Origin of the sequence: Micromonospora sp. WMMD737 (assembly GCF_049179055.1) — a bacterium.
GTDB classification, from domain to species: Bacteria; Actinomycetota; Actinomycetes; order Mycobacteriales; family Micromonosporaceae; genus Micromonospora; species Micromonospora reichwaldensis.
In genome coordinates this window covers 2,848,124-2,872,202 of sequence record NZ_JBMHMH010000001.1, presented here as the reverse complement: position 1 = coordinate 2,872,202, position 24,079 = coordinate 2,848,124, and the positions used below count along the sequence as shown (strand labels likewise).

Annotated in this window: 19 protein-coding genes; 4 read left to right on the top strand and 15 right to left on the bottom strand. The window is 74.4% G+C overall.

Features of this window, described 5'->3' with window-relative positions:
• Window positions 1–25: 25 nt before the first annotated feature.
• Window positions 26–1,648 (bottom strand): hypothetical protein, encoded by a 1,623-nt coding sequence (locus ACN27A_RS11580; RefSeq protein WP_421452379.1) that lies wholly within the window; start codon window positions 1,646–1,648, stop codon window positions 26–28.
• Between the two features lie 64 nt (window positions 1,649–1,712).
• Window positions 1,713–2,762 (bottom strand): lipoyl synthase, encoded by a 1,050-nt coding sequence (gene lipA, locus ACN27A_RS11575; RefSeq protein WP_192581533.1) that lies wholly within the window; start codon window positions 2,760–2,762, stop codon window positions 1,713–1,715.
• A 387-nt stretch (window positions 2,763–3,149) separates the two neighbouring features.
• Here lipA and aspS point away from each other — a divergent pair, with 387 nt between their 5' ends.
• Window positions 3,150–4,436: an aspartate--tRNA(Asn) ligase gene (gene aspS, locus ACN27A_RS11570; RefSeq protein WP_421452376.1), complete on the top strand. Its 1,287-nt coding sequence runs from the start codon at window positions 3,150–3,152 to the stop codon at window positions 4,434–4,436.
• 175 nt (window positions 4,437–4,611) lie between these two features.
• Here aspS and lipB read toward each other — a convergent pair whose 3' ends face one another.
• A complete protein-coding gene (gene lipB, locus ACN27A_RS11565; RefSeq protein WP_327029189.1) occupies window positions 4,612–5,253 on the bottom strand; it encodes a lipoyl(octanoyl) transferase LipB in 642 nt (213 codons plus the stop codon).
• 102 nt (window positions 5,254–5,355) lie between these two features.
• Window positions 5,356–7,176, bottom strand: coding sequence for a DUF2079 domain-containing protein (locus tag ACN27A_RS11560; RefSeq protein WP_421452373.1), 1,821 nt, complete (start codon window positions 7,174–7,176; stop codon window positions 5,356–5,358).
• Between the two features lie 161 nt (window positions 7,177–7,337).
• Between ACN27A_RS11560 and ACN27A_RS11555 the strand changes: the two genes are divergently transcribed.
• Complete coding sequence (locus tag ACN27A_RS11555; protein WP_421452371.1) at window positions 7,338–8,573, top strand: alpha/beta hydrolase family esterase; 1,236 nt, start codon at window positions 7,338–7,340, stop codon at window positions 8,571–8,573.
• A gap of 79 nt (window positions 8,574–8,652) precedes the next feature.
• On the opposite strand, the gene ACN27A_RS11550 is transcribed toward ACN27A_RS11555, so the two are convergent.
• The 7 genes from ACN27A_RS11550 to lpdA all read right to left on the bottom strand — a co-directional run bounded on the left by ACN27A_RS11550 (window position 8,653) and on the right by lpdA (window position 16,464).
• Complete coding sequence (locus tag ACN27A_RS11550; protein ID WP_421452368.1) at window positions 8,653–9,555, bottom strand: TIGR01777 family oxidoreductase; 903 nt, start codon at window positions 9,553–9,555, stop codon at window positions 8,653–8,655.
• A gap of 100 nt (window positions 9,556–9,655) precedes the next feature.
• Window positions 9,656–10,171 carry a M23 family metallopeptidase gene (locus ACN27A_RS11545; protein WP_421452366.1) on the bottom strand — a complete coding sequence of 172 codons (516 nt, stop codon included), beginning with the start codon at window positions 10,169–10,171 and terminating at the stop codon, window positions 9,656–9,658.
• A 101-nt stretch (window positions 10,172–10,272) separates the two neighbouring features.
• Entirely contained in the window at window positions 10,273–11,190 is a 918-nt protein-coding gene (locus ACN27A_RS11540) for an LLM class flavin-dependent oxidoreductase (RefSeq protein WP_421452363.1), read from the bottom strand.
• Between the two features lie 123 nt (window positions 11,191–11,313).
• Window positions 11,314–11,583: a hypothetical protein gene (locus ACN27A_RS11535; protein WP_421452360.1), complete on the bottom strand. Its 270-nt coding sequence runs from the start codon at window positions 11,581–11,583 to the stop codon at window positions 11,314–11,316.
• 72 nt (window positions 11,584–11,655) lie between these two features.
• A complete protein-coding gene (locus ACN27A_RS11530; RefSeq protein WP_421452359.1) occupies window positions 11,656–12,987 on the bottom strand; it encodes a low temperature requirement protein A in 1,332 nt (443 codons plus the stop codon).
• A gap of 192 nt (window positions 12,988–13,179) precedes the next feature.
• Window positions 13,180–15,006 (bottom strand): 2-oxoglutarate dehydrogenase, E2 component, dihydrolipoamide succinyltransferase, encoded by a 1,827-nt coding sequence (gene sucB, locus ACN27A_RS11525; protein WP_421452356.1) that lies wholly within the window; start codon window positions 15,004–15,006, stop codon window positions 13,180–13,182.
• A gap of 66 nt (window positions 15,007–15,072) precedes the next feature.
• Entirely contained in the window at window positions 15,073–16,464 is a 1,392-nt protein-coding gene (gene lpdA / locus ACN27A_RS11520) for a dihydrolipoyl dehydrogenase (RefSeq protein ID WP_132236095.1), read from the bottom strand.
• A gap of 178 nt (window positions 16,465–16,642) precedes the next feature.
• Between lpdA and ACN27A_RS11515 the strand changes: the two genes are divergently transcribed.
• A complete protein-coding gene (locus tag ACN27A_RS11515; protein WP_151456448.1) occupies window positions 16,643–16,972 on the top strand; it encodes a hypothetical protein in 330 nt (109 codons plus the stop codon).
• 69 nt (window positions 16,973–17,041) lie between these two features.
• Here ACN27A_RS11515 and ACN27A_RS11510 read toward each other — a convergent pair whose 3' ends face one another.
• Window positions 17,042–18,613, bottom strand: a complete 1,572-nt coding sequence (locus ACN27A_RS11510; RefSeq protein ID WP_421452353.1) for a leucyl aminopeptidase — start codon at window positions 18,611–18,613, stop codon at window positions 17,042–17,044.
• A gap of 161 nt (window positions 18,614–18,774) precedes the next feature.
• Between ACN27A_RS11510 and gcvT the strand changes: the two genes are divergently transcribed.
• A complete protein-coding gene (gene gcvT / locus ACN27A_RS11505) occupies window positions 18,775–19,899 on the top strand; it encodes a glycine cleavage system aminomethyltransferase GcvT (protein ID WP_421452350.1) in 1,125 nt (374 codons plus the stop codon).
• Between the two features lie 13 nt (window positions 19,900–19,912).
• On the opposite strand, the gene ACN27A_RS11500 is transcribed toward gcvT, so the two are convergent.
• The 3 genes from ACN27A_RS11500 to ACN27A_RS11490 all read right to left on the bottom strand — a co-directional run bounded on the left by ACN27A_RS11500 (window position 19,913) and on the right by ACN27A_RS11490 (window position 24,074).
• On the bottom strand, window positions 19,913–21,208 hold the full coding sequence (locus ACN27A_RS11500) for a DUF2314 domain-containing protein (protein WP_421452348.1): 1,296 nt from the start codon (window positions 21,206–21,208) through the stop codon (window positions 19,913–19,915).
• 66 nt (window positions 21,209–21,274) lie between these two features.
• Window positions 21,275–22,048, bottom strand: a complete 774-nt coding sequence (gene cobS / locus ACN27A_RS11495) for an adenosylcobinamide-GDP ribazoletransferase (RefSeq protein WP_421452345.1) — start codon at window positions 22,046–22,048, stop codon at window positions 21,275–21,277.
• Complete coding sequence (locus ACN27A_RS11490; RefSeq protein ID WP_421452343.1) at window positions 22,038–24,074, bottom strand: bifunctional adenosylcobinamide kinase/adenosylcobinamide-phosphate guanylyltransferase; 2,037 nt, start codon at window positions 24,072–24,074, stop codon at window positions 22,038–22,040. The genes cobS and ACN27A_RS11490 overlap by 11 nt, the downstream gene beginning before the upstream one ends.
• Between the last annotated feature and the right edge of the window lie 5 nt (window positions 24,075–24,079).

The window sequence follows — 24,079 nt, the reverse complement described above, 5'->3', positions numbered from 1 at the left end:
CCCTCGCCTGGGGTGGAGGCGTCGGTCAGGGGCGGGGCAGGTAGATCCGCCAGCCGGAGACGGTGACCAGGTCGAACGCGGCCGGGTCGGCGCGATGGCGCTCGTCCAGGCGGGCCGCCAGCGGTGAGCCGGCCGGCGCGACCCAGGCCGGTGCCGTCGACTGCCCCACCGCCCGGCGGTACGGCAGGTACCGGTCGTGCCCCGGGCGCAGGTCGTCGTCGACGACCGCGCAGAGCACGTCCTCGCGGGTGGCGAAGATGAGCCGGTTGCAGGTCCAGTAGCCGCCGTACACGTGCCGGATGCCCCGTTGGCGTAGCGCGGCGACCAGTCCGGCGTGCCGCACCTCGGCGGCGCGGGCGGCCGGCGCGGCCTCGACCGCGCCTGCGGTGGCCACGGCGGCGGTGCCCAGCGTCGCCGCGAGCACCAGGACCGCCGCGACACCCGTCACGCCCCGGCGGGCGGCCGACCAGAGCGGCCAGAGCAGGGCCGGGACGGAGATGAGCAGGCAGGACAGGTACCGGGAGCTCTCCACCGGCGTGCGGCCCGCGGCGCTGCTGGCCGTGTACAGGGCGAGCGTCGCGACGGCGGCCGCCACCAGGGCGAGCCGGACCGCCCCGCCCGCCGCCGCGTTGGATCTTGGACAGTTGCCGTCGGACCTGAACGGCAACTGTCCAAGATCTGCGACGGGTGGGCGTAGCGCGCGCCAGGCCGAGAGGGCGGCCGTGAGGAGCAGCAGCGGGAGGGCGAGCGCCCACCACGACTGGCCGGGCGCGCAGTGGCTCGGGGAGCAGAAGCCCATGCCCAGCGGCGGGCCGAGCACCAGCCCGCCGTGCAGCCGGTCCGCCCAGCCGGCGGGCTGCCCGGAGCCACCGGCGGCGAGCACCGCCGCGACCGGATTGCGCCCCGTCGCCAGGCTGTGCACCAGCAGCGGCCCGGCCCCGACGAGCGCGGCGGCACCGAGCAGCACGCCGGCCCGGCCGCGCAGCTCCCGCCGGCCGTACGCGAGGAGCACCGCGCCGGTCGCCGCCACGTACGGCAGCACCAGCGGGTCCACCCAGAGCATCAGCCCGGCCAGGAATCCCCACCCCGCCCAGCGCGGCAGTCGGCGTCCCGGCCGGCCGGCCGCCAGGTCGTACGCCAGCACGGCCAGCGCCACCCCGGCCGCGTTCATCTCCGGGTACCCGCCCCCGGCGATGAGCTGGTTCTTCACGACCCGGTCGGAGCCGAGCGCCAGCAGCGCCACGACGAGCAGGGCGAACCAGTGGTCCCCGGTCAGCCGCAGCGTCAGCCGCCAGGCGAGTACGACGAAGACCGCGTACAGGGCGAGGGTGGGCAGGCGCAGCCCGAACGTCGACGGGCCGACCAGCGCGAACACCGGCGCGGCCAGGTAGGCCTCCAGCGTGCCCATGTACGCCTGGCCGTAGAACCAGACGGGGAACTCCTGCCCGCGGGAGATGTGCAGCGCGGCCAGGCCCATGGTGGCCTCGTCGCTGTTGGTCGGCGGCGCGTCGTGCAGCAGCAGCCCGAGGCGGTAGCCGGTCCCGGCCACGACGGCGAGCACGGCGAGGACGGTCGGCAGCACGGGCCGCCGGTCGGGCGGGAGCGCGGGACGCGAGTCACGCCACTGCTGGCGTACGCCGGCCGTCATGAGCCGATCATGGCAGTTTGCCGCCGGCCCGTGGTCGAACGGTGCCGGCGCGTCGCCGGGGTGCTCAGCCGGCGGTGACCGGAAGTCCCTCGCGGGCCTCGAGCGCCTGCCGGTAGAGCCGCCCGGCGCGGTACGACGAGCGCACCAGCGGCCCGCTCATCACGCCCGCGAAGCCGATCTCCTCGGCCTCCTCGCGCAGCTCGACGAACTCCTCCGGCTTGACCCAGCGGGTGACGGGGTGGTGCCGGGGGGTGGGGCGCAGGTACTGCGTGATGGTGATCAGCTCGCAGCCGGCCTCGTGCAGGTCGCGCAGTGCCTGGGAGACCTCGGCGCGCTCCTCGCCCATGCCCAGGATCAGGTTGGACTTGGTGACCAGCCCGTCGGCGCGGGCCTGCCGGATCACGTCCAGCGACCGCTCGTAGCGGAAGGCCGGCCGGATCCGCTTGAAGATCCGCGGCACGGTCTCCACGTTGTGGGCGAGCACCTCCGGCCGGGCGCCGAAGACCTCGGCGAGCTGCTCGGGGACCGCGTTGAAGTCGGGGATCAGCAGCTCGACGCCGCAGCCCGGCTGGAGAGCGTGGATCTGCCGGACGGTCTCGGCGTAGAGCCAGGCGCCGCCGTCGGGCAGGTCGTCGCGGGCCACGCCGGTGATGGTCGCGTAGCGCAGGCCCATCGAGACCACCGACTCGGCGACGCGGCGCGGCTCGTCGGCGTCGAACTCGGCGGGCTTGCCGGTGTCGATCTGGCAGAAGTCGCAGCGCCGGGTGCACTGGTCGCCACCGATGAGGAAGGTGGCCTCCCGGTCCTCCCAGCACTCGTAGATGTTGGGGCAGCCGGCCTCCTGGCAGACGGTGTGCAGCCCCTCGCGCGAGACGAGCCCGCGCAGCTGGGTGTACTCCGGCCCCATCTTGGCCTTGACCTTGATCCACGGCGGTTTGCGCTCGATCGGCGTCTCGGCGTTGCGCGCCTCGATCCGCAGGAGACGCCGCCCCTCGGGGGCGGGCGTCGTCGTGCGCGCTGCCTGGCCGGTCGTCGGCGCGGAGTGCTCGATCGTCACAAAACCGAGCCTACGCCCGACGGCCGCCGTCGATGTAGTTCGGGCGACCGGCGTCACCCCGGAAGTCTTGTGACGCCGGACACCGGGGCCGGGAAAAACCAGTCACAGGAGCACCGGCGTGGGTGCTAGCGTGCCCGCCAGAGCTGTGACGGAGCCGAGTAGCGCCCCGACCGCCAGTTGAAGAGAGCCGCCGGTTGCTGCGAGGCGGTCTGGCGCCGGGCCCGCGAAGACCCTCCCGAGCTGCGGGAAGAACGGCGGGTGGCCGGTGCCGCGCGACTGCGCGGGCAGGCCGCACCGCCCAGTAGAGCCCGCCCGGCTGGCCCCGGTGAAAAGGCGACGAACGAGGCCCCCGCCAGCGGGGGCGAAGGTGTGGTGGCACCGCGAGGTTTCCCGCTCGCCCACACCTCCCGGGGATCGCGTTGCGATTATCGAGGAGGTACCGCCGTGCAACGCATCCTTTCCACCCAACTCTCCGCCCATGTCGGCGTACCCGTCCGGATCGCCGGCTGGGTGCACCGCCGCCGGCTGCTCAAGTCGGTGGCCTTCCTGATCGTCCGGGACGCCGCCGGCCTGACCCAGGTGGTCATCACCGACCCGGCCGTGCGCGCCGAGGTGGAGGCACTCACCGAGGAGACGGTCGTCGAGGTCACCGGCACGGTGGTCGCGAACCCGACCGCGCCCGCCGGGGTCGAGCTGACCGCGCCGACGGTACGTCCACTCGGCCCGCCCGCCGTACCGCCGCCGTTCGACCTGTACCGGCCGGCGCTCACCGCGAGCCTGCCCACCCAGCTCGACCACGCGCCCGTCGCGCTGCGCCACCCGACCCGCTCGGCGGCGCTGCGCGTCTCGGCGGCGGCGGTGGCCGGGTTCCGGGCCACGCTCGACGCCCGCGACTTCGTGGAGATCCACACGCCGAAGGTGGTCGGCTCGTCCACCGAGAGCGGGGCGAACGTCTTCGCGCTGGACTGGTTCGGCCGGCCCGCGTACCTGGCGCAGTCGCCGCAGTTCTACAAGCAGCTCATGGTCGGCGTCTTCGAGCGCGTCTACGAGGTGGGGCCGGTGTTCCGGGCCGAGCCGCACGACACCGTCCGGCACCTGGCGCAGTACACCTCGCTGGACGCCGAGCTGGGCTTCGTCGCCGACCACCGGGACGTCATGGCCGTGCTGCGGCACACCGTGGCCGGCATGCTCGACGCGGTACGCGAGCGGGCCGGAACCGCGCTGGACACTCTCGGGGTGTCGGCCCCGGACGTGCCGGCCGAGATCCCCGCCGTGCACTTCACCGAGGCGTTGGAGATCGCCGGTGCGCCGGCCGACGAGCCGGACCTCGCCCCGGCGCACGAGCGGGCACTGGGCGAGTGGGCGCGGCGGGAGCACGGCTCGGAGTTCCTCTTCGTCACCGGGTACCCGATGGCGAAGCGGCCCTTCTACACCCACCCGGACCCGGCGCGGCCCGCGTACTCCAACGGGTTCGACCTGCTCTTCCGGGGCTTGGAGCTGGTGACGGGCGGGCAGCGGCTGCACCGGCACGCCGACTACCTGGCGGCGCTCGCCGCCCGGGGCGAGCCGGTCGAGCCGTACGCCGGCTACGTCGACGCGTTCCGGCACGGGATGCCCCCGCACGGCGGCTTCGCCATCGGCCTGGAACGCTTCGTGGCCCGCCTGACGGGCGCGACAAACGTCCGGGAGGTCACCGCCTTCCCCCGCGACCTCCACCGCCTAACCCCCTAACTCCCCACCCCCCAACCCCCATTTGGCGATCATGAGGTTGGCGGCACTGAAGGAGATCGACTTCGCCGCCAACCTCATGATCGACGGCGCAGGCGTGGGGGTGGGTGGGGGCCGGGGGTGGGGTGGCCGGGTCGTACTCGGCCACGACGATCGTGACCAGGTCGATCCGCACCGGTCAGGCTGTGACGAGGGTGGGCAGGTGGCGCTCCACGACCGGCAGCACGTCGGCCACGGACACCGGGCGGCCCAGCTCGGCGGTGAGCGAGGTGACCCCGGCGTCGCGGATGCCGCAGGGCACGATCCGGTCGAAGTGGCCCAGGTCGCAGTCGCAGTTGATGGAGAAGCCGTGCAGGGTCACCCCGCGGGCGACCCGGATGCCGATGGCCGCCACCTTGCGCGCCGGGCCCCGGTCGTCCTCGGGCACCCAGACCCCGCTGCGCCCCTCGACCCGGCCGGCGGTCAGCCCGAACTCGGCGCAGACGTCGATCAGCAGCTGCTCGGTGCGGCGGACGTAGGCGACCACGTCGACCGGGTCGGGCAACCGCACGATGGGGTAGCCGACCAGCTGCCCCGGGCCGTGCCAGGTGATCTTGCCACCCCGGTCCACGTCGACGACCGGGGTGCCGTCCATGGGGCGGTCCCACGGCTCCGTGCGCTTGCCGGCGGTGTAGACGCTCGGGTGCTCCAGCAGCAGCACGGTGTCGCCGCGCTCGCCGGCCACCACCGACTCGTGCAGCCGGCGCTGCTCGTCCCAGGCGGCCTGGTAGTCGAGGACACCGGCGCGGACGGCCGTGAGGCCGGAGGTCGTCGTGGTCACGCCGCCAAGCCTAGACCCGTACCGGCCGGTCACCATCGGTGACGCGGCTCACGGCGGGACCCGGCGGCGGGGCCGGCCGCCGCGGTCGGCCGGGGCGACGGCTCAGCCCTGCGGGACCCGCCACAGCCACACGTCGTCGACCCGCTCGGGCGGCCCGAGCAGCGACGTCACCGTACGCCGGATGGCCTCCTCGTCGACCGGCCACTTCGCCCCGTGCACCTCGTCGGGCAGCACGATCGTCTCGATCCGCCAGTGCCGCAGGTCGGCGCGGACCTCCTCGACGCTGCCCTCCGTGATGATCGGCACCAGCCCGGTCCGGCCGGCCTGGTCCATCAGCGCGCCGAACGGGCGCGGCGGCGGGCCGATCCGGCCCCGGCCGTCCGGGCCGCCGGGGCCGAGGAAGAAGCCGGAGGGGATGGCGAACTCGCCCTGCCGGTGCGCCAGCGCGTACGCCTGCCAGCGCTGGCCGTCGGGGTAGACGTCGAGGGCCAGCGGGACCGGGGTCAGCACCCCGCCGGGGGAGACGTACTCCCGCCACGTCCCGGCGGTGATGAAGCGCGGGATCGGCTCGCGTTCGATGGTCAGCAGCGGCGTCGGCACGAGCGGCAGCAGCGCCAGCGCGAACCCCGCCCACCAGGCCAGCCGCGTCCGGCGGCGCCGGGGCGGATCGGCGCGGAGCTGGTCGACGGCGTACGCGAGCAGCACCCCGATCACCGGCGCCACGACCAGCGCCAGCCGGGCGGGCAGGGCGGCGTTCACCACCGGCAGGTGCCCGAGCAGGTCGAACGGCATCGGCAGGTCCGTACGACGGCCGTCGATCTTGGCCTCGGGGCCGAAGGAGAGCACGGTGAAGACGACGGCGGTGACGCCCAGCGCCCAGAGCGTCGCCCGGCGGGCCGCGTCGGCCCGGCGCCACAGCGCCACGAAGCAGGCGACGGTGAGCAGCAGCAGCCCGATGCCGAAGAAGGAGTTCTCCTCGGTCGGGTTCGGCGCCAGCCGGGTACCCAGCCCCACCTCCCCGGCGAGCGACCGGCGCGGGTACGCCCCGTAGGCGACCACGTCCTCGGAGTGGATGACCGCGTCGAAGCCGGTGCCGTGGAAGCGCTGCGGGCCGGCGAAGTGCAGCCACAGCGGGTACGCCAGCAGCACGCCCGCGACGACGGCGGTCACGCCGAGGCCGCGCAGGAAGGTCGGCAGCGCCGCGCGGGCCTCGGCGCGACGGGCCGGGTGCAGCGCCCAGACGGCGACGAAGACGCCGAGCGCCAGCGCCGTGAAGAAGAGCCCCTCGGCGGCGATGGAGAAGGCGACGGCGACGAGCAGGCCGAGGATCGCGCCGTCGCGCAGCGGGTGCCGGGAGCGGCGCAGCGCGAAGGTCCGCCAGATCAGCAGCGGCACCAGCCAGCCCGCCGTCCAGTTCAGGTGGGCGTTGGCGTGCGAGACCATGCCGGGGGAGAAGCCGATGAACAGCCCGCCGACGGCGGCGGCGAGCGGGCTGCGGACCAGGTGCCGGGAGAGCAGCCAGTACCAGGCGAGCGCGGTGGCGGCCAGGTTGAGGGTGAGGATCACCAGGAACGTGGCAGGCGGCCCGATCAGGTACGTCAGCGGCGCGAAGACCACCGCGTACACGGTGATCGAGGTGTTGACCGCGAGGTTCACCCCGTCGGGGACGTTGATCAGGTAGGTGAAGAGCGGGTTGTCGCCGTGGGTCACCGCGTGGCCGCCGAAGGCCAGCAGCCATTCGAAGAGCGCCTGGTCGCTGGAGTTGACCGTGATGGCGCGGCTGTTCGGGCCCTGCCACAGCCCGCTGGTCACCCAGACGGCGAGCGCCAGCGCGACCAGCGCCACGATCAGGTCGGCCCGCCGGTGGCGGACGACGCGGGGCGGCGAGGCCGGCGAAGGCGCCAGGGACGGGGAGGTCGGCACGCAGCGGACGTTACCAACCGCACCGGGGCACGCCGGTCAGGACGCACATCCTCCGGGCGCGGAATGTGTGACCGTGCCCCATGTCACATCATCGACGCATCGACGTAACGTCGCGGCAATTCGCGGGTGACCCAGTTCACACCCCGTCCCCAGGAGGCCCCGTGCGCCGCTCCCCGTCCCTGCTCTCCCGGCTGACCGGCGCGGTCGCCGGGATGGTCCTCGCCGCCGCCGCGGTGGCGACCGTCGCCGCCCCCGCCCAGGCCGCCACCCTCACCCAGGTCACCAACTTCGGCTCCAACCCCGGCAACCTCGCCATGTACGCGTACCGGCCGGACAACCTGCCGGCGGGTGCCCCGGCCGTCGTGCTGCTGCACGGCTGCACCCAGAACGCGGCCGGCTACTTCGCCAACTCCGGCTGGCAGAAGTTCGCCGACCAGTGGAAGTTCACCCTGATCGTGCCGCAGCAGTCCAGCGCCAACCAGCCGCTGAGCTGCTTCAACTGGTTCACCGAGCAGGACATCACCCGAGGCTCCGGCGAGGCCCTGTCGATCAGGCAGATGGTCGACCACGCGAGGAACAACTACGGCACCGACGCCCGCCGGGTGTTCGTCAGCGGCCTCTCCGCCGGCGGGGGGATGAGCGCGGTCATGCTGGCCACCTACCCGGACGTGTTCGCCGCCGGCTCGGTCGTCGCCGGCCTGCCGTACCGCTGCTCGCCGCCCGCCTCCACCAGCACCTGCCAGTACAGCGGGGTGAACAAGACCCCGCAGGAGTGGGGCAACGCGGTCCGGGCCGCGTACCCCGGGCACACCGGCCCGCGCCCCCGGGTCGCCATCTGGCACGGCACGTCGGACTCCACCGTCGTACCGGCCAACGCCACCGAGCTGCGCGACCAGTGGACCAACGTCCGGGGCGTCTCGCAGACCCCCACCAGCACCGCGTCGCTGCCCGCCAACACCAGCCTGGAGGTGTACGGCAACAACGACGTCCGCGTCTACCGGGTCTCCGGCATGGGGCACGGCACCCCGGTCGACCCGGGCCCGGGTGCCGAGCAGTGCGGCACCGCCGCCGCGTACCTGCTGGACACCATCTGCTCGGCGTACCACGACGCGGTCTTCTTCGGCCTGAACGGCGGGACGAACCCCACCCCGACGCCGACGGCGAGCCCCACCGCGTCCCCGACCGCGAGCCCCACGGCCTCCCCGACCGCCAGCCCGACCACGGCGCCGACCTGCGTCACGGCCAGCAACTACGCGCACGTCACCGCCGGCCGCGCCTACCAGTCCGGCGGCTACGCCTACGCCAACGGCTCGAACCAGCGGATGGGCCTCTACAACACCTTCTACACCAGCACCCTCAAGCAGACCGGCCCCAACCACTGGGTGATCGGCTGCTGATCCCGCTCCGGCGCGTCGGTCACGAGGTTGTCGTCACCCCGCCCCGCGCGGCGTGACGACAACCTCGTGGTCGACCGGCTCAGGGGGCGGTGAGGGCCGCGTGCAGGGCGGCGGCCAGGGTGGGGTGGCGGTAGGTGAAGCCGGCACCGGCGAGCACGCCCGGGAGGACGCGGGTGCTGGTCAGCGCCTCGTGCGCGAAGCCGCCCAGCACCACCTTCAACGCCAGCGCCGGGATCGGGACGATCGCCGGCCGGTGCAGCTGCCGGGCCAGCTCCCGGGTGAACTCGGCGTTGGTCACCGGGGCCGGCCCGACCAGGTTGACCGGTCCCACCAGGTCGTCGCGGTCCAGCACGAACCGCGCGGCGTCCAGCCAGTCCGCCATGGAGATCCACGGCAGCCACTGCCGGCCGCTACCGAGCCGCCCGGCGATGCCCAGCCGGAACGGCAGCAGCTGCGGCTTGAGCAGCCCGCCGTCGCGGTGCAGCGGCAGGCCGATGCGCAGCCGCACGACGCGTACGCCCGCGTCCTCGGCCGGCCGGGTCGCGGCCTCCCAGACCCGGCAGACGTCGGCCAGGAAGCCCTCGCCCGCCGGGGCGTCCTCCTCGACCGCCCGGTCGCCGGTGTTGCCGTACCAGCCGACCGCCGACGAGTTCAGCAGTGTCCTCGGCCGGTCGGCCGCGGGCAGGCCGGCGATGGTGATCGCCAGCGTGGTGGTGGTGTCGACCCGACTGGACCGGATCAGCTGCCGGTACTCGTCGTTCCACCGCTTGTCGCCCACGCCCGCGCCGGCCAGGTTGACGACCGCGTCCGCCTCCGCCACCACCGCCGGGTCGAGCTGCGCGGCGGACGGGTTCCACTGCCGCTCGTCGGCGGTGCGCGGCGGCCGGCGGACCAGCCGGGTGACCTGGTGGCCGTCCGCCGTGAGCCGGTCGACCAGCCGGGTGCCGAGGAAGCCGGACGCGCCGGCCATGAGGATCCGCATGCTCCCATCTTCGGGTACGGACGGCGGATCGGATGCGCTGTGGCGGGCACGCACCGCACCGGGCGCGACGCCGCCGACCGGCCGGCGGCGTCGCGCCGGATCAGCAGCCGGCGGTACGCGTGTAGTTCTGCGTCCCGAAGTAGAGCGCCAGGTTGCCGCTGAAGCGCACCTTGATGTCGCTGCCGTTCAGGCGCTGCTCGTAGTGCAGGTGGGAGCCGGAGGAGCCGCCGCTGTTGCCCACGTAGCCGATGGTGGTGTTGTAGCCGACGGACTGGCCGACCGAGACGTTGAAGCCGCTGAGGTGGGCGTAGTAGGTGGTGTACCCGTTGCCGTGGTTGATCCGCACGTACCGGCCGTAGCTGGTGTCGCCGAGGTTGGCGACGACGTCCACCGTGCCCGGGGCGCTGGCCTTGACCGGATCGCCGTGGTCGTTGGTCCGGTTGAAGTCGATCGCGTACTGCGGGCTGTGGGTGGTGCGGGTCTGGCCGGACCACGTCTGGTCGCACGGGAACGGCGTGCGGAACGACGGCGCGGCGGCGGCGGGTGACGCCGGCACCAGGAACGCGGCGGTCGCCAGCAGGGCGGCGCTGAGGGAACTCGTCAGGCGGGTACGCATCCGAACCTCCACGGTCATAACCTTCGATCTATCTGCCGGATGATGTCAGAAAGTTTCGATGACCGGAAGCGTCCCCGCCCCGATCGCCGTCGATGCGTCGCTCAGGCGGCGAGACGGGCCAGCACCGGCGTGAGCGGATCGAGTGCGTCCTCGCGTACGACGAAGCGGGTGACGCCCCAGCGGCGCCGGTGTGCGGCGACCGCCGCGACGATCTCGTCCTCGGTGCCGATGAGCACGAACGGCGTCGCGAGCAGCTCGGGCACGCTCAGCCCGACGTCGGCCGCCGTGGGTGCGGCGGCGGCCCCGGCGTCGTCGGTGACGGCCACGTGCTGCACGAGCGCCTCCAGCACCGGCGGCTCGGCCCGCCCGGCCGCGCCGGCCGCCACGCAGGCGAGCTGCTGCTCGATGTCGGCCTCGCGCCAGCGCACCGTGTGCGCGTAGCCGTCGGGCAGGGTGCGGCCGAGCCCGGACAGCCCGACCACGTCGGCGTGCGCGCCGGCCCAGCGCAGCATCGCGGAGTTCGCCGTGCCGAGGGTGAACGGGATCCGCCGCTGCACCGGGCGCGGCTTCTCCAGCCGGGCGCCCCGCAGCACCAGGTCGGGGGAGTCGACGGTGACCTCCTCGCCGTCGAGCAGGGCCCGGACGGCGTCGGCCACGGCCAGGCAGCGGCGCACCCGCCCGGCGACGTCGGGGCGCTCCCGGCCGACGGCGCGCCACTCGGCCGGGGTGTGGCCGGCGCCGAGGCCGAACCGGGCCCGCCCGCCGGAGAGCAGGTCGAGGGAGGCCACGTCCGAGGCGAGCAGCATCGGCTCGCGGACGCCGGCATTGGAGACGTACGAGCCCAGGCCGATCCGCTCGGTGACCGCCGCGGCGGCGGCCAGGGCGACGAAGGGCGACGCCGCCGCGCCGGGATGGTCGGCGGTGGAAAGGGCGTCGAAGCCGGCCGCCTCGGTGCGCCGGGCCAGCTCCAGCCAGCTCGGGCCGTCGGACGGGGTCGCCTGGAGGGTGAAGGTCGCCATGGGCCCACCCTGCCGGGCACGGCCCGACCAACCAAGCCCGGCGGAGCCGATTCTGCTACCGGCAGACCTACCCGTCCCGCGGGCGGCGGGAGGGGCACCCCGAGGAGGCCTCCGGTGCTGCCCTCAGGGCCGACGGACCGGCCGGACGGAGACCAGCTCCTCCAGCCCGACGAAGTCGGCCGGGTTGGTGGCGTGGAGCGACAGCCCGTTCGCGTACGCGATGGAGGCGATCATCAGGTCCGCCAGCCGGCGCCGGGTGGTGCGCCCCGTGGCCAGGACCGCACTGGTGACCAGGCCGAAGGCCCGCGCTGCCTCGGCGTCGAAGGGCAGCGGCTCGAACACGTCGTTGCGCAGTTCCCGCTGCGTGATCTCCCGGTGAGCGTGCTCTGCCACGACGCGATCCTAGTCAGGGTGCTACGGAGTGCTACGGCCCGGCGGGAGAGCGGGGTGCTCCGGTGCCAGCTGTCAGGTCGACGGCTCGTCCGGGGTGGGCTCGCGCCAGCGGGCGCGCCAGGCGGCCTCGTGCGCCTCGTGGGTGCTCTTCTCCTCGAAGACCATCTCGCGCAGGGCGCGCCGGGAGTCCGCCATGACCACCGCCTCGACGGCCACCAGCCCGACGCAGATCGCGGTGAGCATGGTGAGGGCGGCCAGCGCCGGCAGCCGTTGGCCGACGGGAAGGGTGGCGGCCAACAGCAGCACGGCGCCGACCCTGGTCCACGAGACGGTGCGCAGGGTGCGCCACTGGAACAGCATGTTCGCGCACAGGTAGCAGGCGACCCCGCCGAACAGCAGCAGGACGCCGGGACCGTGCGTGGGGTCCCCGACGGGCGTGCCCGGATCGGCGACCTGGTGCACGATCTCCTCGGCGCCGAGGGCGAACAGGATGATCCCGGCGATCATCGGCAGGTACATGTAGGCGTACGCGTCGCGGGCCATCGAGACCCGGGGCCGGCCCTCCGCCGCGTGCAGGGCTATCCGGGCGGCCGGTGCGATCACGTCGTAGTGCGCCCACCACAGCGCGGCCGTGAAGAAGATGCCGAGCACCGCCGCGGCGACCGCCGGCCAGGTCGGGGGCTGGCCGAGCAGGTTGCTGCCGACGCCGACGGAGATGACGGACTCGCCCAGGGCGATGATCAGGATGAGGTCGTACCGCTCGGTCCAGTGCTCGGCGGAGGTCACCGTCCAGCCCCAGGCGCCGGCGACCAGGCCCATGCCGTACTGGAGCAGGACGACGCTGACCCAGAGGCCGTCGCGCAGCATCGCCGCCCGGCCCGGGTCGTCGATCTGCGGCGGGATCAGCGCGGCGGAGATGAGCAGCAGGGTGCTGACCGCCATCTCCGGGGAGTACTTCAGCAGCAGCCGGCGCTCGCCGGGTCTCTCCTGCGCGACGTGCCAGTACAGCGCCAGGTGTACGCCCCGGATCACCACGTAGCTCAGCGCGACCACCATCGGTCCGGCGGCCACGTCGGTCGCGTCGCTGAAGGCCTGGGGGAGCGACAGCGCGAAGCAGAAGAGCGCGGCCATGCCGATGACCATCAGCACCGGTACGAAGCCCTCGCCGAGCCGGACCCGGGTGGCGACCACGCAGTGGACGACCCAGCACCACCAGAGCACGGCGAGCACGAGCATGGCGTGGGCGAGCTGCCAGCCGGAGATGTTGGCGGCGGTGGCGCGGGTGATGATGAAGAACGAGAAGACGAAGACCAGGTCGAAGAAGACCTCGAACCGGTCGACCCGGGCGCCGGGGGCGATCGAGACGGCCGGTCCCAGCCGCTCGCGCCACCGGATGCCGCCCACCTCATCCACTCTGGCAGCGCCCTGTCGCCGCCGGGCCGGAATCGCGTGAGCCTGCCGAGGGCCCCGGGGGTGACGGTGGACGGGGGCCGGACGGGCGAAGGGACCGGTCGGCGGCGGTCTGGCGGGCCGCCGGAACGGCGACGGGCGCCCCGGTCGGTGACTGGGGCGCCCGTCGGGTGGTCCAGGCGGGAACTACAGGCCGAGCTCGGCCTCGAAGTTGCCCGACTCCAGCCGCTCCTTGACCGCGACCAGGAAGCGGGCGGCGTCCGCGCCGTCGATCAGCCGGTGGTCGTACGACAGGGCCAGGTAGACCATCGACCGGACGGCGATGACCTCGCCCAGCTCCGGGTCGTTGACGACGACCGGACGCTTGACCACGGCACCCGTGCCGAGCATCGCCGACTGCGGCGACGGCACGATCGGGGTGTCGAAGAGGGCGCCCCGGCTGCCGGTGTTGGTCAGCGTGAAGGTCGCCCCGGCGATCTCGTCCGGGCTGATCTTGTTGGTCCGGGTGCGCTCGGCCAGGTCGGCGATCCGCTTGGCGATGCCACCCAGGTTCAGGTCGCCCGCGCCGTGGATCACCGGCACCATCAGGCCCCGCTCGGTGTCCACGGCGATGCCGAGGTTCTCCGAGTCCGGGTAGGTGATCGTGCCGGCGTCGAGGTCCATGCTGGCGTTCACGATCGGGTACGCCTGCAGCGCCTCGACCGCCGCGAGGGCGAAGAACGGCAGGAACGACAGCTTGACGCCGTGCCGCTGCTGGAACGACTCCTTGGCCTGCGCCCGCAGCTTGGCGACCTTGGTGACGTCCACCTCGACCACGGTGGTCAGCTGCGCCATCTCGTGCAGCGACTGCTGCATCCGCTTGGCGATCGTCGCGCGGATCCGGGGGAGCTTCTCGGTGCTGCCACGCTTGGCGCTCGGCTGCGGCTTGGCGGCCGGCTTGGCCGGGGCCGCCGCGGCGGGCTGCTGCGCCGGGGCCGGCGCAGCCTTGGCGGCCTTCGCCTTCTCCGCCGCCTCCAGCACGTCCTGCTTGCGGATCCGGCCGCCGACGCCGGTGCCGTTGACCGAGGAGAGGTCGACGCCGTGCTCGCTGGCCAGCTTGCGCACCAGCGGGGTCACGTAGCCGGCGGCCTCCTCGCCGCCGCCCTGGGCGGGCGCCGACGGGCGCTGCGGGGCCGGGGCCGACGGCACGGCCTTCTGCTCGGCCTGCGCGGGCTGCGCCGAGGTCTCGGCCTCCGCCGACGGCTCGTTGTACGACATGCCCGGGGTCGGCTCCTCGACCTTGGGCTCCGGCTTGGCCTCGGCCTTCGGCTCCGGCTTCGGCTCGGGCTTGGCCTCCGCCTTGGGCTCGGGCTTCGGCTCCGGCTTCGCCTCGGCCGGGGCGGCGCCGGCGGCGCCGATCACGGCCAGGTCGGCGCCGACCGCGGCGGTCTCGTCCTCGGCAACCTTGATCTCCAGGACCGTGCCGGCCACCGGCGACGGGATCTCGGTGTCGACCTTGTCGGTGGAGACCTCCAGCAGGGGCTCGTCCACCTCGACGGTGTCGCCGACCTGCTTGAGCCAGCGGGTGACGGTGCCCTCGGTGACGCTCTCGCCCAGCGCCGGCATCTTGACCGGGGTGCCCTCGCCCGACGGCGCCGGCGCGGCCTGCGCCTGGGGCTCCGGCTCCTCGACGGCCGGCTGCTCCGCCTCGGCCTGCGGCTCCTCGGCGGCCTCGGCGGCCTCCTCGGCCGGCTCCTCCTGCTGCGGGGCGGTCTCGCCGCCGCCGGTGGACTCGCCCTCGCCCGCGATCACGGCCAGCTCGCTGCCGACCTCGGCGGTCTCGTCCTCGCCGACCACGATCCGGCTCAGCACGCCCGCCGCCGGGGACGGGATCTCGGTGTCGACCTTGTCGGTCGACACCTCGAGCAGGGGCTCGTCGACCTCGACGGTGTCGCCCTCCTGCTTGAGCCAGCGCGTGACGGTGCCCTCGGTGACGCTCTCACCGAGCCGGGGCATGGTGACCGATACCGGCATCTTCAAAGACTCCTTCATTCCCCTGGTGGGATCATCGCCCGTCGCCGGACGCCGCGGTTGTCGTGATCAGGCGTGTGCGTGCAGCGGCTTGCCGGCGAGCGCCAGGTGCGCCTCGCCCAGGGCCTCGTTCTGCGTCGGGTGGGCGTGCACGAGCTGCGCCACCTCGGCCGGGTACGCCTCCCAGTTGTAGATGAGCTGCGCCTCGCCGACCATCTCACCGACCCGGGCGCCGACCATGTGCACGCCGACGACGGGGCCGTCCTCCACCCGGACGAGCTTGACGAAGCCGGCCGTCTTGAGGATCTGGCTCTTGCCGTTGCCGCCCAGGTTGTAGTTGTAGGTCTTGACCTTGTCGGCGCCGTACTGCTCCTTGGCCTTCGCCTCGGTCAGGCCGACCGACGCCAGCTCCGGGTCGGAGTAGGTGACGCGGGGGATGCCGACCTCGTCGATGACGGCCGGGTTCTGCCCGGCGATCTCCTCGGCGACGAAGATGCCCTGCTGGAAGCCCCGGTGGGCGAGCTGGAGGCCGGGCACGATGTCGCCGACGGCGTAGACGTTCGGCACGCTGGTGCGCAGCCGCTCGTCGGTCAGCACGTAGCCGCGGTCCATCTTGACGCCCTGCTCCTCGTAGCCGAGGTCGGCGGTGTTCGGGCCGCGGCCGACGGCGACCAGCAGCAGCTCTGCCTCGACGGTGTCACCGCCGGCGATGGTGACCTTGACGCCCTTGTCGGTCTTCTCGACCTTCTCGAACGGCTTGCCGACCTTGAAGTTGATCTTCCGCTTGCGGAACGCCCGCTCCAGCGCCTTCGAGGACTCCTCGTCCTCGGCCGCGACCAGCCGGGGGAGCGCCTCGACGATCGTGACGTCGACGCCGAAGGACTTCCACACGCTGGCGAACTCGACGCCGATCACGCCACCGCCGAGCACGATCGCCGAGGCCGGGACCCGGTCGAGGGTGAGCGCGTGGTCGCTGGTGATGACCCGCTCGCCGTCGACCTCCAGGCCGGGCAGGCTCTTCGCGTACGAACCGGAGGCCAGCACGATGTTGCGGCCGGTGTAGCGCTTGCCGTCGACCTCGACGACGTTCTTGCCGACCAGCTTGCCGTGGCCCTCGACGATGGTGATCGACTTGTTGCCCTTGAGCATGCCCTGCAGGCCCTTGTAGAGCCGGGAGATCACGCCGTCCTTGTAGGCGTTGACCCCCGCCATGTCGATGCCGACCAGCTCGGCCTTCACGCCGAACTGCTCCGACTCGCGGGTCTGGTCGGCGATCTCGGCCGCGTGCAGCAGCGCCTTGGTCGGAATGCAACCGTTGTGCAGGCAGGTGCCGCCGAGCTTGCCCTTCTCGACCAGCGCGACCTTCAGGCCCAGCTGGACGGCGCGCAGGGCGGTCGCGTAGCCGCCGCTGCCACCTCCGAGGATGACGATGTCGAAGGTTGCGTCGTTCGGCTCGCTCACGTCCAACTCCCAGGTCGCGTCACTGCTTCGGGGGTCACGGCGGGGCAACACGGGCACACCCCACCTCGGTCATCTTGTCACCACCGCCCGCCGCCCGCGTAGTGAGGTGCCCAACGACACGTCCGTGACACGTACGCTTGGCACTGGCTTCGATGACGGACTGAGGGGGAGACGCCCGGTGGGACTGTTCCGGCGACGCAAGAAGACGCGGGCGGTCAGCCTCGACCGGGCCGCCGACCGCGCCGATCTGGAGCACCTCGAGGGCTTCGTGCGCAGCCGGCGCGGGGTCGAGGCCTACATCGAGCCGCGGACCACCGTCACCGAGACCACGGTCATGCTGATCGCCGACGACGGGGAGTGGACCCGCCGTCGCATCGACGGCCCCGACGGCGCCCGCCGCTTCGCGTACCGGATGGGCATCCCGGTCTACGACGTGCGGCTGATGGGCTACCCGCAGCGGATGCGCGACTACAACGAGCGCCGCAAGCGCCGCCCCGAGCTGTATTGAGCCGGCGCCCGGCCGGGTGAGAACGCAAGGAGGGCCCCCCGCCGAGCGAGGGGCCCTCCTTCGCGTACGTCAGCCGTTGGCGGCGACGTCCTCCACCAGCTGGACGAGCGTGCGGACCGGTACGCCCGTGCCGCCCTTGGTCCAGTAGCCGGTCGCCTCGCCCGAGTGGTAGCTCGGGCCCGCGATGTCGATGTGCGCCCAGTCGACGTCGGCGCTGACGAACTCCCGCAGGAACACCCCGCCCTGGAGCATGTGCCCCGCCCGGTCCATGCCGGCGTTGACCTGGGAGATGTCGGCGACGTCGGAGTCCATGCCCTTGCGCACGTCGTCCGGCAGCGGCATCGGCCAGGCCGGCTCGCCGACCGCGTCGCCGGCGGTGCGGACCCGCTCGCACAGCTCGGGGCTGCCCATCACGCCGGCGATCCGCTTGCCCAGCGCCACGACCTGCCCGCCCGTGAGGGTGGAGGTCTCGAAGAGGTAGTCGCAGCCGTCCTCGCAGGCCCGCGCCATCGCGTCGCCCAGGATCATCCGGCCCTCGGCGTCGGTGTTGAGCACCTCCACCTTCTTGCCGTTGTACATGCTGATCACGTCACCCGGCCGGTACGACCGCCCGGACGGCATGTTCTCCGCCATCGGCAGGTACGCCGTCACGGCCACCGACGGCTTGAGCGCGGCGACCGCCAGCATGGTGGCGGCCACCGCGGCGGCGCCTCCCATGTCGGACTTCATCTCCCACATGCCCTGCGCCGGCTTGATCGAGATACCGCCGGTGTCGAAGGTGATGCCCTTGCCGACGAGCGCCACCCGCTTGCCGTTGCCACCGCCGGTCGGGGTGTAGGTCAGCTTCACCAGCCGCGGCGGGGCCTCCGAGCCCTGCCCGACGGCGATGATGCCGCCGTACCCGCCGGCGGCCAGGGCCGCCTCGTCGAGCACCTCGACCGTCAAGCCGGCCTCCCGGGCGGAGTCCGCCACCGAGTCGGCGAAGGACGGCGGGCGCAGCTCGTTCGGGGCGGTGTTGACCCAGTCCCGGCTGCGCCGGACCGCGCCGCACACCACCTGGGCGCGGGCGATCTCGGCCTGGGCGCCGGCGTCACCGGCGTCCGGCACGGCGACCAGCACCTCGGCCACCGGCTCCCGACGGGACGGCTGCGGCCGGGTCTTGTAGCCGGCGAAGCGGTAGCCGCCGAGCAGCGCCCCCTCCGCCACCGCGCGCAGCGCCGCGGGCGCGTCGGCGTCGTCCGGCAGCGGCAGCGCGAGCGCCACCCGCGGCGCGCCCGCGAGCGCCCGTACGGCCCCGCCGGCGGCCCGGCGCAGGGTCTCCGGGGCCGGGGCGGCGCCGGTCGGCTCCGGGCCGAGCCCGACGGCGGCGACCACCGGGGCGGTCACGGTGCCCAGCGTGGCCAGCTTGATCACCTCGCCGGGGGCGCCGGTCGCGCCGAGCAGGGCCAGCGTCTCGGTCAGCTTGCCGTCGAAGGCGGCGGCGATGCTCTCCGCGCCGCTGGCCAGCAGCAGGGTTCCGGCCAGGCCGGTGGTGGCGTCCTGCTCGCCGGTCTGGCTGTGCAGGCCGATCACGATCGCGTCGACGGCGAGCTCGGCGGGGTCGGTGTCGACCAGGCTCAGGGTGGTGCTGGGCGATGTCACTGAAGCTACTCCGGGCGGGCCGGGCCGGTCGCGTCGTCGCGTACCGGCGATGGAGGTCTCCGGCGGAACGTACCCGTCGGAGGTCGGGGCTGTCCCGTCGACGGCTCCGACGGGTCCCGCCGATGCTAACCAGCCGCCCAGCTCCCGGTAAGTTCCCACCCATGACCGACGTGACCTCCGACGCCGCCGAGACCCGGCTGCGCCGTTCTCCGCTGCACGAGCGGCACACCGCTCGCGGCGCCAAGTTCGCCCCGTTCGGTGGCTGGGAGATGCCGCTGGAGTACGCCGGGGGCGGGGTGCTGAAGGAACACACCTCGGTGCGCACCGGGGTGGGCGTGTTCGACGTCTCCCACCTGGGCAAGGCGCGGGTCACCGGGCCGGGCGCGGCGGAGTTCGTCAACGCCTGCCTCAGCAACGACCTGGGCCGGATCGGGCCGGGCCGGGCGCAGTACACCCTCTGCTGCGACGACGCCACCGGCGGCGTGGTGGACGACATCATCGCCTACCTGCACGCCGACGACCACGTCTTCCTCATCCCGAACGCCGCGAACACCGCCGAGGTGGTGCGCCGGCTGCGCGCCGCCGCCCCGGCGTCGGTCACGGTCACCGACGAGCACGAGGCGTACGCCGTTCTCGCCGTGCAGGGCCCGCGCTCGGCCGAGTTGCTCGACGCGCTGGGCCTGCCGACCGGGCACGACTACATGAGCTTCTCCACCGCGACGCTCGACGGGGTGGAGCTGACGGTGTGCCGCACCGGCTACACCGGGGAGCTGGGCTACGAGCTGGTGGTGCCGGCGACCGACGCGGTCGCGGTCTGGGACGCGCTCTTCGCGGCGGACGCCGACCTGCGCGCCTGCGGGCTGGCCGCCCGGGACACCCTGCGCACCGAGATGGGCTACCCGCTGCACGGTCAGGACCTGTCGCTGGAGATCACCCCGGTGCAGGGCCGCTCCGGCTGGGCGGTCGGCTGGGACAAGCCGGTCTTCTGGGGCCGCGACGCGCTGCTCGCGGAGAAGGCCGCCGGCCCGAGGCGTACGCTACGCGGCCTGGAGGCGGTCGACCGCGCGATCCCGCGCCCTGGCATGACGGTGCACGTCGGCGACGCTGAGGTCGGCACGATCACCAGCGGCACGTTCTCGCCCACGAAGAAGCAGGGCGTCGCCCTCGCCCTCCTCGACACCGCCGCGAAGCTGACCGACGGCGACCTGGTCGAGGTCGACATCCGCGGCCGCCGCGCCCAGATGCGCGTCACCCGCCCCCCGTTCGTCACCCCCTCGGTGCGCTGACCCCGCCTCCGAGTCAGAGTGGGGGGTGGGGGCGTTCGCCGGCGTCGAGGACGGCCTGGGTCCAGCCGCCCTCGATGACGCCGGTGCCGTCCAGGACGGCCCAGTCGACGACGTCGGTGGCCTCCACGACGACCGGGGACCCGATGCGCACGCTCGGGTCGGTGTTGGCGTCGCAGGCGCTGGCGGCCACGATCCGCTCCGGGGTGTCCCACGAGGTCACCCCGGCCCAGACGAGCTCGGGGCCGTCGTCGCCGGGCAGGCCGTACTTGACCACGAGCTGCGTCTCCGGCGGGAGCTGGCCGGCGAGGAACCGGGCCCGGATGTCGCCCAGCCCGGCCCGGGCGGTGGCGACCGCCCTGCTCATCGCGTCGCCTGAACGGGCGTAACGCACGTCCGGCTGGATGCCGGCGAAGAGGGTGGCGCAGGCGGCGGCGTAGTAGCGGCCGTCCGGCCCCGGGTGCCCGGCGGGCGGGCGCAGGCTGAGGAACGAGTCGGCGTCGGGGTCGGTGGCCGGGTCCAGCTCCAGGCGCAGCAGCACCGGCGCCGTCGCGCCGTGCTGTTCCGGATTGCCGTACGCCACCGCGATGTCGTGCCCGGTCACCGTGGCCAGCACCGGCAACTGCACGAACGCCGGCACCTCCTCCCCGGAGAGCCCGTCGGTCCAGTCCCGCAGCAGCCGCCGGGCGGCCCCGGTCATCACCGCGCCCCAGGCCCGGGTCAGGTGGTCCGGCACGCCCTGGGTCTGCAACTCCAGCAGCCCGAAGCGGCGCAGCCCCTTCGTGGTGAACCAGAGCCCCTCGGCGTCGGAGGAGTAGGGCACCAGCACCCAGTCGACCAGCCGGATCCGCCCCTGGTCGTCGGGGAGCGAGCGCAGCGCCGTCGCCGGGTCGAGGAACTGCAGGCCGAAGACGTCCACCACGTCGCCGTCGACGGACTCGGCGACGGCGGCGGCCACCGCCCGGGCCGCCCACTCGTGGGCCGGCGGCCAGCCGGGCCGGTACTCGGCCTGCACCACGACCAGGTGGCTCGCGGCGGCCAGCCGGGCCAGCTGCGCCTCGGTGGCGCCGAACGCGGTGAGCAGGTCCGGCGGCAGCTCGGGGAACTCGGCGATCGGCCGGGTGTCGACGCTCATCAGCGGGCTGTCGAGCATGTGCCGCGCCAGCCCGTGCACCGGCTCCGCCAGCCGGCCGGTGAGCCGCGCCACCGCCGTCTTCGCGCTCACCTTCGGCAGCCCCGTCATGGGCACCAGGTAGGTCGCGCTCAGCGACTCCGGAACCGGTACGGGCAGGAAGTCGTCCGTGATGAGCATGTCGTCCCCCGGTTGGCCGCGCCGGTGCTGTCGTGGGAGAACGCTACCCGGCGCGGTGCGCCCTGTTCAGCCGGACAGCACCACTCCCAGGTAGACCAGCGTGGTGACCACCTCCACGGTCGCGCCGAGCACGTCGCCGGTGACGCCGCCGAGCCGGCGTACCACGTGTCGCAGCAGCCCCACCGCGACGGCGAGGGACACGGCGACGGCGAGCGGCCCCTGCCACGGGCGGCCCGGCACGGCCGCGAGCGCCGGCAGCGCGACGGCGACCGCCCCGGCGGCCAGGGCGACCGGCCCGACGGTGCCCGCGACCAGCGCGCCGAGCCCCTCCGGGCGGGCGGCCGGCACCCCGCGCCGGCAGGCCACCGCCACCCCGAACCGGCCCGCGGCGGTCGCCGTGACCACCGCCGCGAGCGCCGCCGGCCACGACCGTCCCGCCAGTTCCGCGAGGGCCGCCGCCTGCACCAGGAGTACGACCACCAGCGCGACCACCCCGAACGGGCCCACGTCCGGCTTCTTCATGATCTCCAGCGCGGCGTCCCCGCGCCGGTACGACCCCAGCGCGTCCACGGTGTCGGCCAGCCCGTCCAGGTGCAGCCCCCGGGTGAGCAGTGCCCCGGCGCCGACGGTCACCGCCGCCGCCACCAGCGGGGGCGCGAGCGCGCCGGGGAGCAGCAGGACGCCGGCGAGGACGACGCCGAGCAGCGCGCCGACCGCCGGGGCGAGCGCCATCGCCGTGCCCGCCACCGACCGGTCGACGCGGCCGGCGCGTACCGGCAGGGTGGTGAAGGTGGTCAGCGCCAGCCGCGCCCCGTCGGCGAGCCGTGACTCAGCCGGCACGCCGGCCGGACGGGTCCACCGCTTCCGTGTCCGGCCCGGCGCCGCCGGGCTCGCGGAGGTCGGCCTCGGTGCTGGTCGGTCCGGGTCCGGCGGGCTCCGGTTCGCGGAATTCGGGTTCGGTGCTGGTCGGTCCGGGTCCGGCGGGCTCCGGCTCGCGGAAGTCGGGCTCGTCGGTGTCCGGCGCGGTGTCCGGCTCGTCGTCCTCGCCGCCGCCGAGCGACGGGTGGGCCGGCAGCGCTGCGGCCAGCGCCAGCACCGAGCGCAGCAGCGGCAGCGCGGCCAGCGCGTTCGCGCCCTCGCCCAGGTCGAGCCGCAGGTCGAGCAGGGGGGTCAGGCCGAGCACGTCGGCGCCGAGTTGCACGGCGGGGTGCCCGCCGTGGTCGGCCAGCAGGCACCAGTGTCGGGCCTGCCCGGCCAGGTCGCGGGTGACCATGGCGGCGGCCACCCCGACCGGACCGTCGAGCATGACCGGCAGCCGGCGGGCGGTGGCGCCGAGCAGCACGCCGGTGGCCACGGCGACGTCCCCGCCGCCCAGTTCGGCCAGCACGTCCTTGGCGCTGCGTGGCGAGTTCCGGGTGCGGTGCAGCGCGTCCCGTACCGCCGCGCACCGCCGCATCCAGGCCGCGTCGTCGATCTCGCCCGAGTCGGTGACCACCCGGCGGAGCACCGCCGGCGCCTCGGCGCCCGCCGTCGCCACCAGCACCGCCGCCGCGGCGGCCTCGGTGCCGGCACCGCACGCCCCGAGCACCAGCAGTCGTACGCCCGCGTCGGCGGCCTCCTCTGCGAGCCGCCAGCCGTAGCGCAGGGCGACCTCGACCTGCTCGCCGGTCAGCGTGGGCTCGGTCTCCATCGGTGCGGACGACGGGACCTCCACCACCTGGAGCTCGGCGCTGCTCTCGGCGGCCAGCCGGGCCAGCGCTCCCTGCCCGGCGCGGGTCTGCCGGGCCCGGCGCGCCGACTCGCCCTCCACGGTGCCGGCGGCGGCGTCGCCGAGGTGGTCGCCGTGCAGCAGCAGCACCCGCACCCGGCCCCACGGGGCCGGGGTGACGGTGCCCTGGGTGGCGGCGGCGAACCCGACGGCCCGCTCCAGCACGCCCAGCCCCGACCCGGGCACGTCCAGGGTGGCGAGCCGCTCGATCGCCTGCGGACCGGCGTACTCGTCGGGCATGGGCAGTTCCATGCCGGGCTGGATGACCAGGCCCGTGGCGACCATCGGCAGCGCCATGGTCGGGGCGGCCCAGGCGGTGCCGGTCGGCTCGGCGCCGGGCACCGCGTCCGGGGCGGGCGGCGGCGTGGGGGTGGACACGTCCGGGGAGGGCTCCGACGCGGCCACCGACCCGCCCGCGCCGCCGGAGGAGCCCGCGCCGCCGGGAACGCCCGGGGCGCCGATCTGCGCCCGGCCGGCCTGCGCGGCCCCGGCCTGCGCGGCCCCGGCCTGCGCGGGGCGGGGCTGTGCGGGCACGGTGGCCGGGTGCGTGGCGCCCGGCTTGAGCCAGGCGGCCTGGCCGGCGACCACGAGGACGACCGCGTCGCAGGCGTCGGCGACCGCCCGGTTGGCCGCGCCCAGCGCGTCGGTGAAGGCCCGCCCGAGCGGGGTGGTGGGCACCAGGGAGAGCCCGACCTCGGGGCTGACCAGCACCAGCCGGGCCGCGCAGGAGCGCACCGCCGCCGCCAGCTCGGCGATGGTGGCGGTGTCGTCCGCCGGCTGGTGCGCCGGGTCGAGCAGCACGGTCACCCAGCCGCCGAGGTCGTCGACGAGCAGCGTCTCGTTGGGCCCGGCGGAGGCGAGCACGTCCGCGAGGCGGCGCGGGTCGGCCGCGGTCTCCTCGGTGGTCCAGGTCTCCGGTCGGCGCTCGCGGTGCGCCGCCAGCCGGGCCGCCCACTCCGCGTCGTCGGCGGGCGCGTCGGCGGCCGTGGCCACGTAGCGGACCGTCGGCGCGTCGGCGACCAGGGACTCGGCGAACTCGGACTTTCCGGACCGGATACCGCCAAGCACCAGGACCGTGTTCCACCCGTCAACGGACATGCCCG

Excerpts from the sequence above, each read along its gene's own strand:
- ACN27A_RS11580 (WP_421452379.1), bottom strand. The coding sequence starts at position 1,648 with ATGACGGCCGGCGTACGCCAGCAGTGGCGTGACTCGCGTCCCGCGCTC.
- sucB (WP_421452356.1), bottom strand. The coding sequence starts at position 15,006 with ATGCCGGTATCGGTCACCATGCCCCGGCTCGGTGAGAGCGTCACCGAG.
- ACN27A_RS11550 (WP_421452368.1), bottom strand. The coding sequence starts at position 9,555 with ATGCGGATCCTCATGGCCGGCGCGTCCGGCTTCCTCGGCACCCGGCTG.
- gcvT (WP_421452350.1), top strand. The coding sequence starts at position 18,775 with ATGACCGACGTGACCTCCGACGCCGCCGAGACCCGGCTGCGCCGTTCT.
- ACN27A_RS11500 (WP_421452348.1), bottom strand. The coding sequence starts at position 21,208 with ATGCTCATCACGGACGACTTCCTGCCCGTACCGGTTCCGGAGTCGCTG.
- ACN27A_RS11545 (WP_421452366.1), bottom strand. The coding sequence starts at position 10,171 with ATGCGTACCCGCCTGACGAGTTCCCTCAGCGCCGCCCTGCTGGCGACC.
- ACN27A_RS11540 (WP_421452363.1), bottom strand. The coding sequence starts at position 11,190 with ATGGCGACCTTCACCCTCCAGGCGACCCCGTCCGACGGCCCGAGCTGG.
- ACN27A_RS11490 (WP_421452343.1), bottom strand. The coding sequence starts at position 24,074 with ATGTCCGTTGACGGGTGGAACACGGTCCTGGTGCTTGGCGGTATCCGG.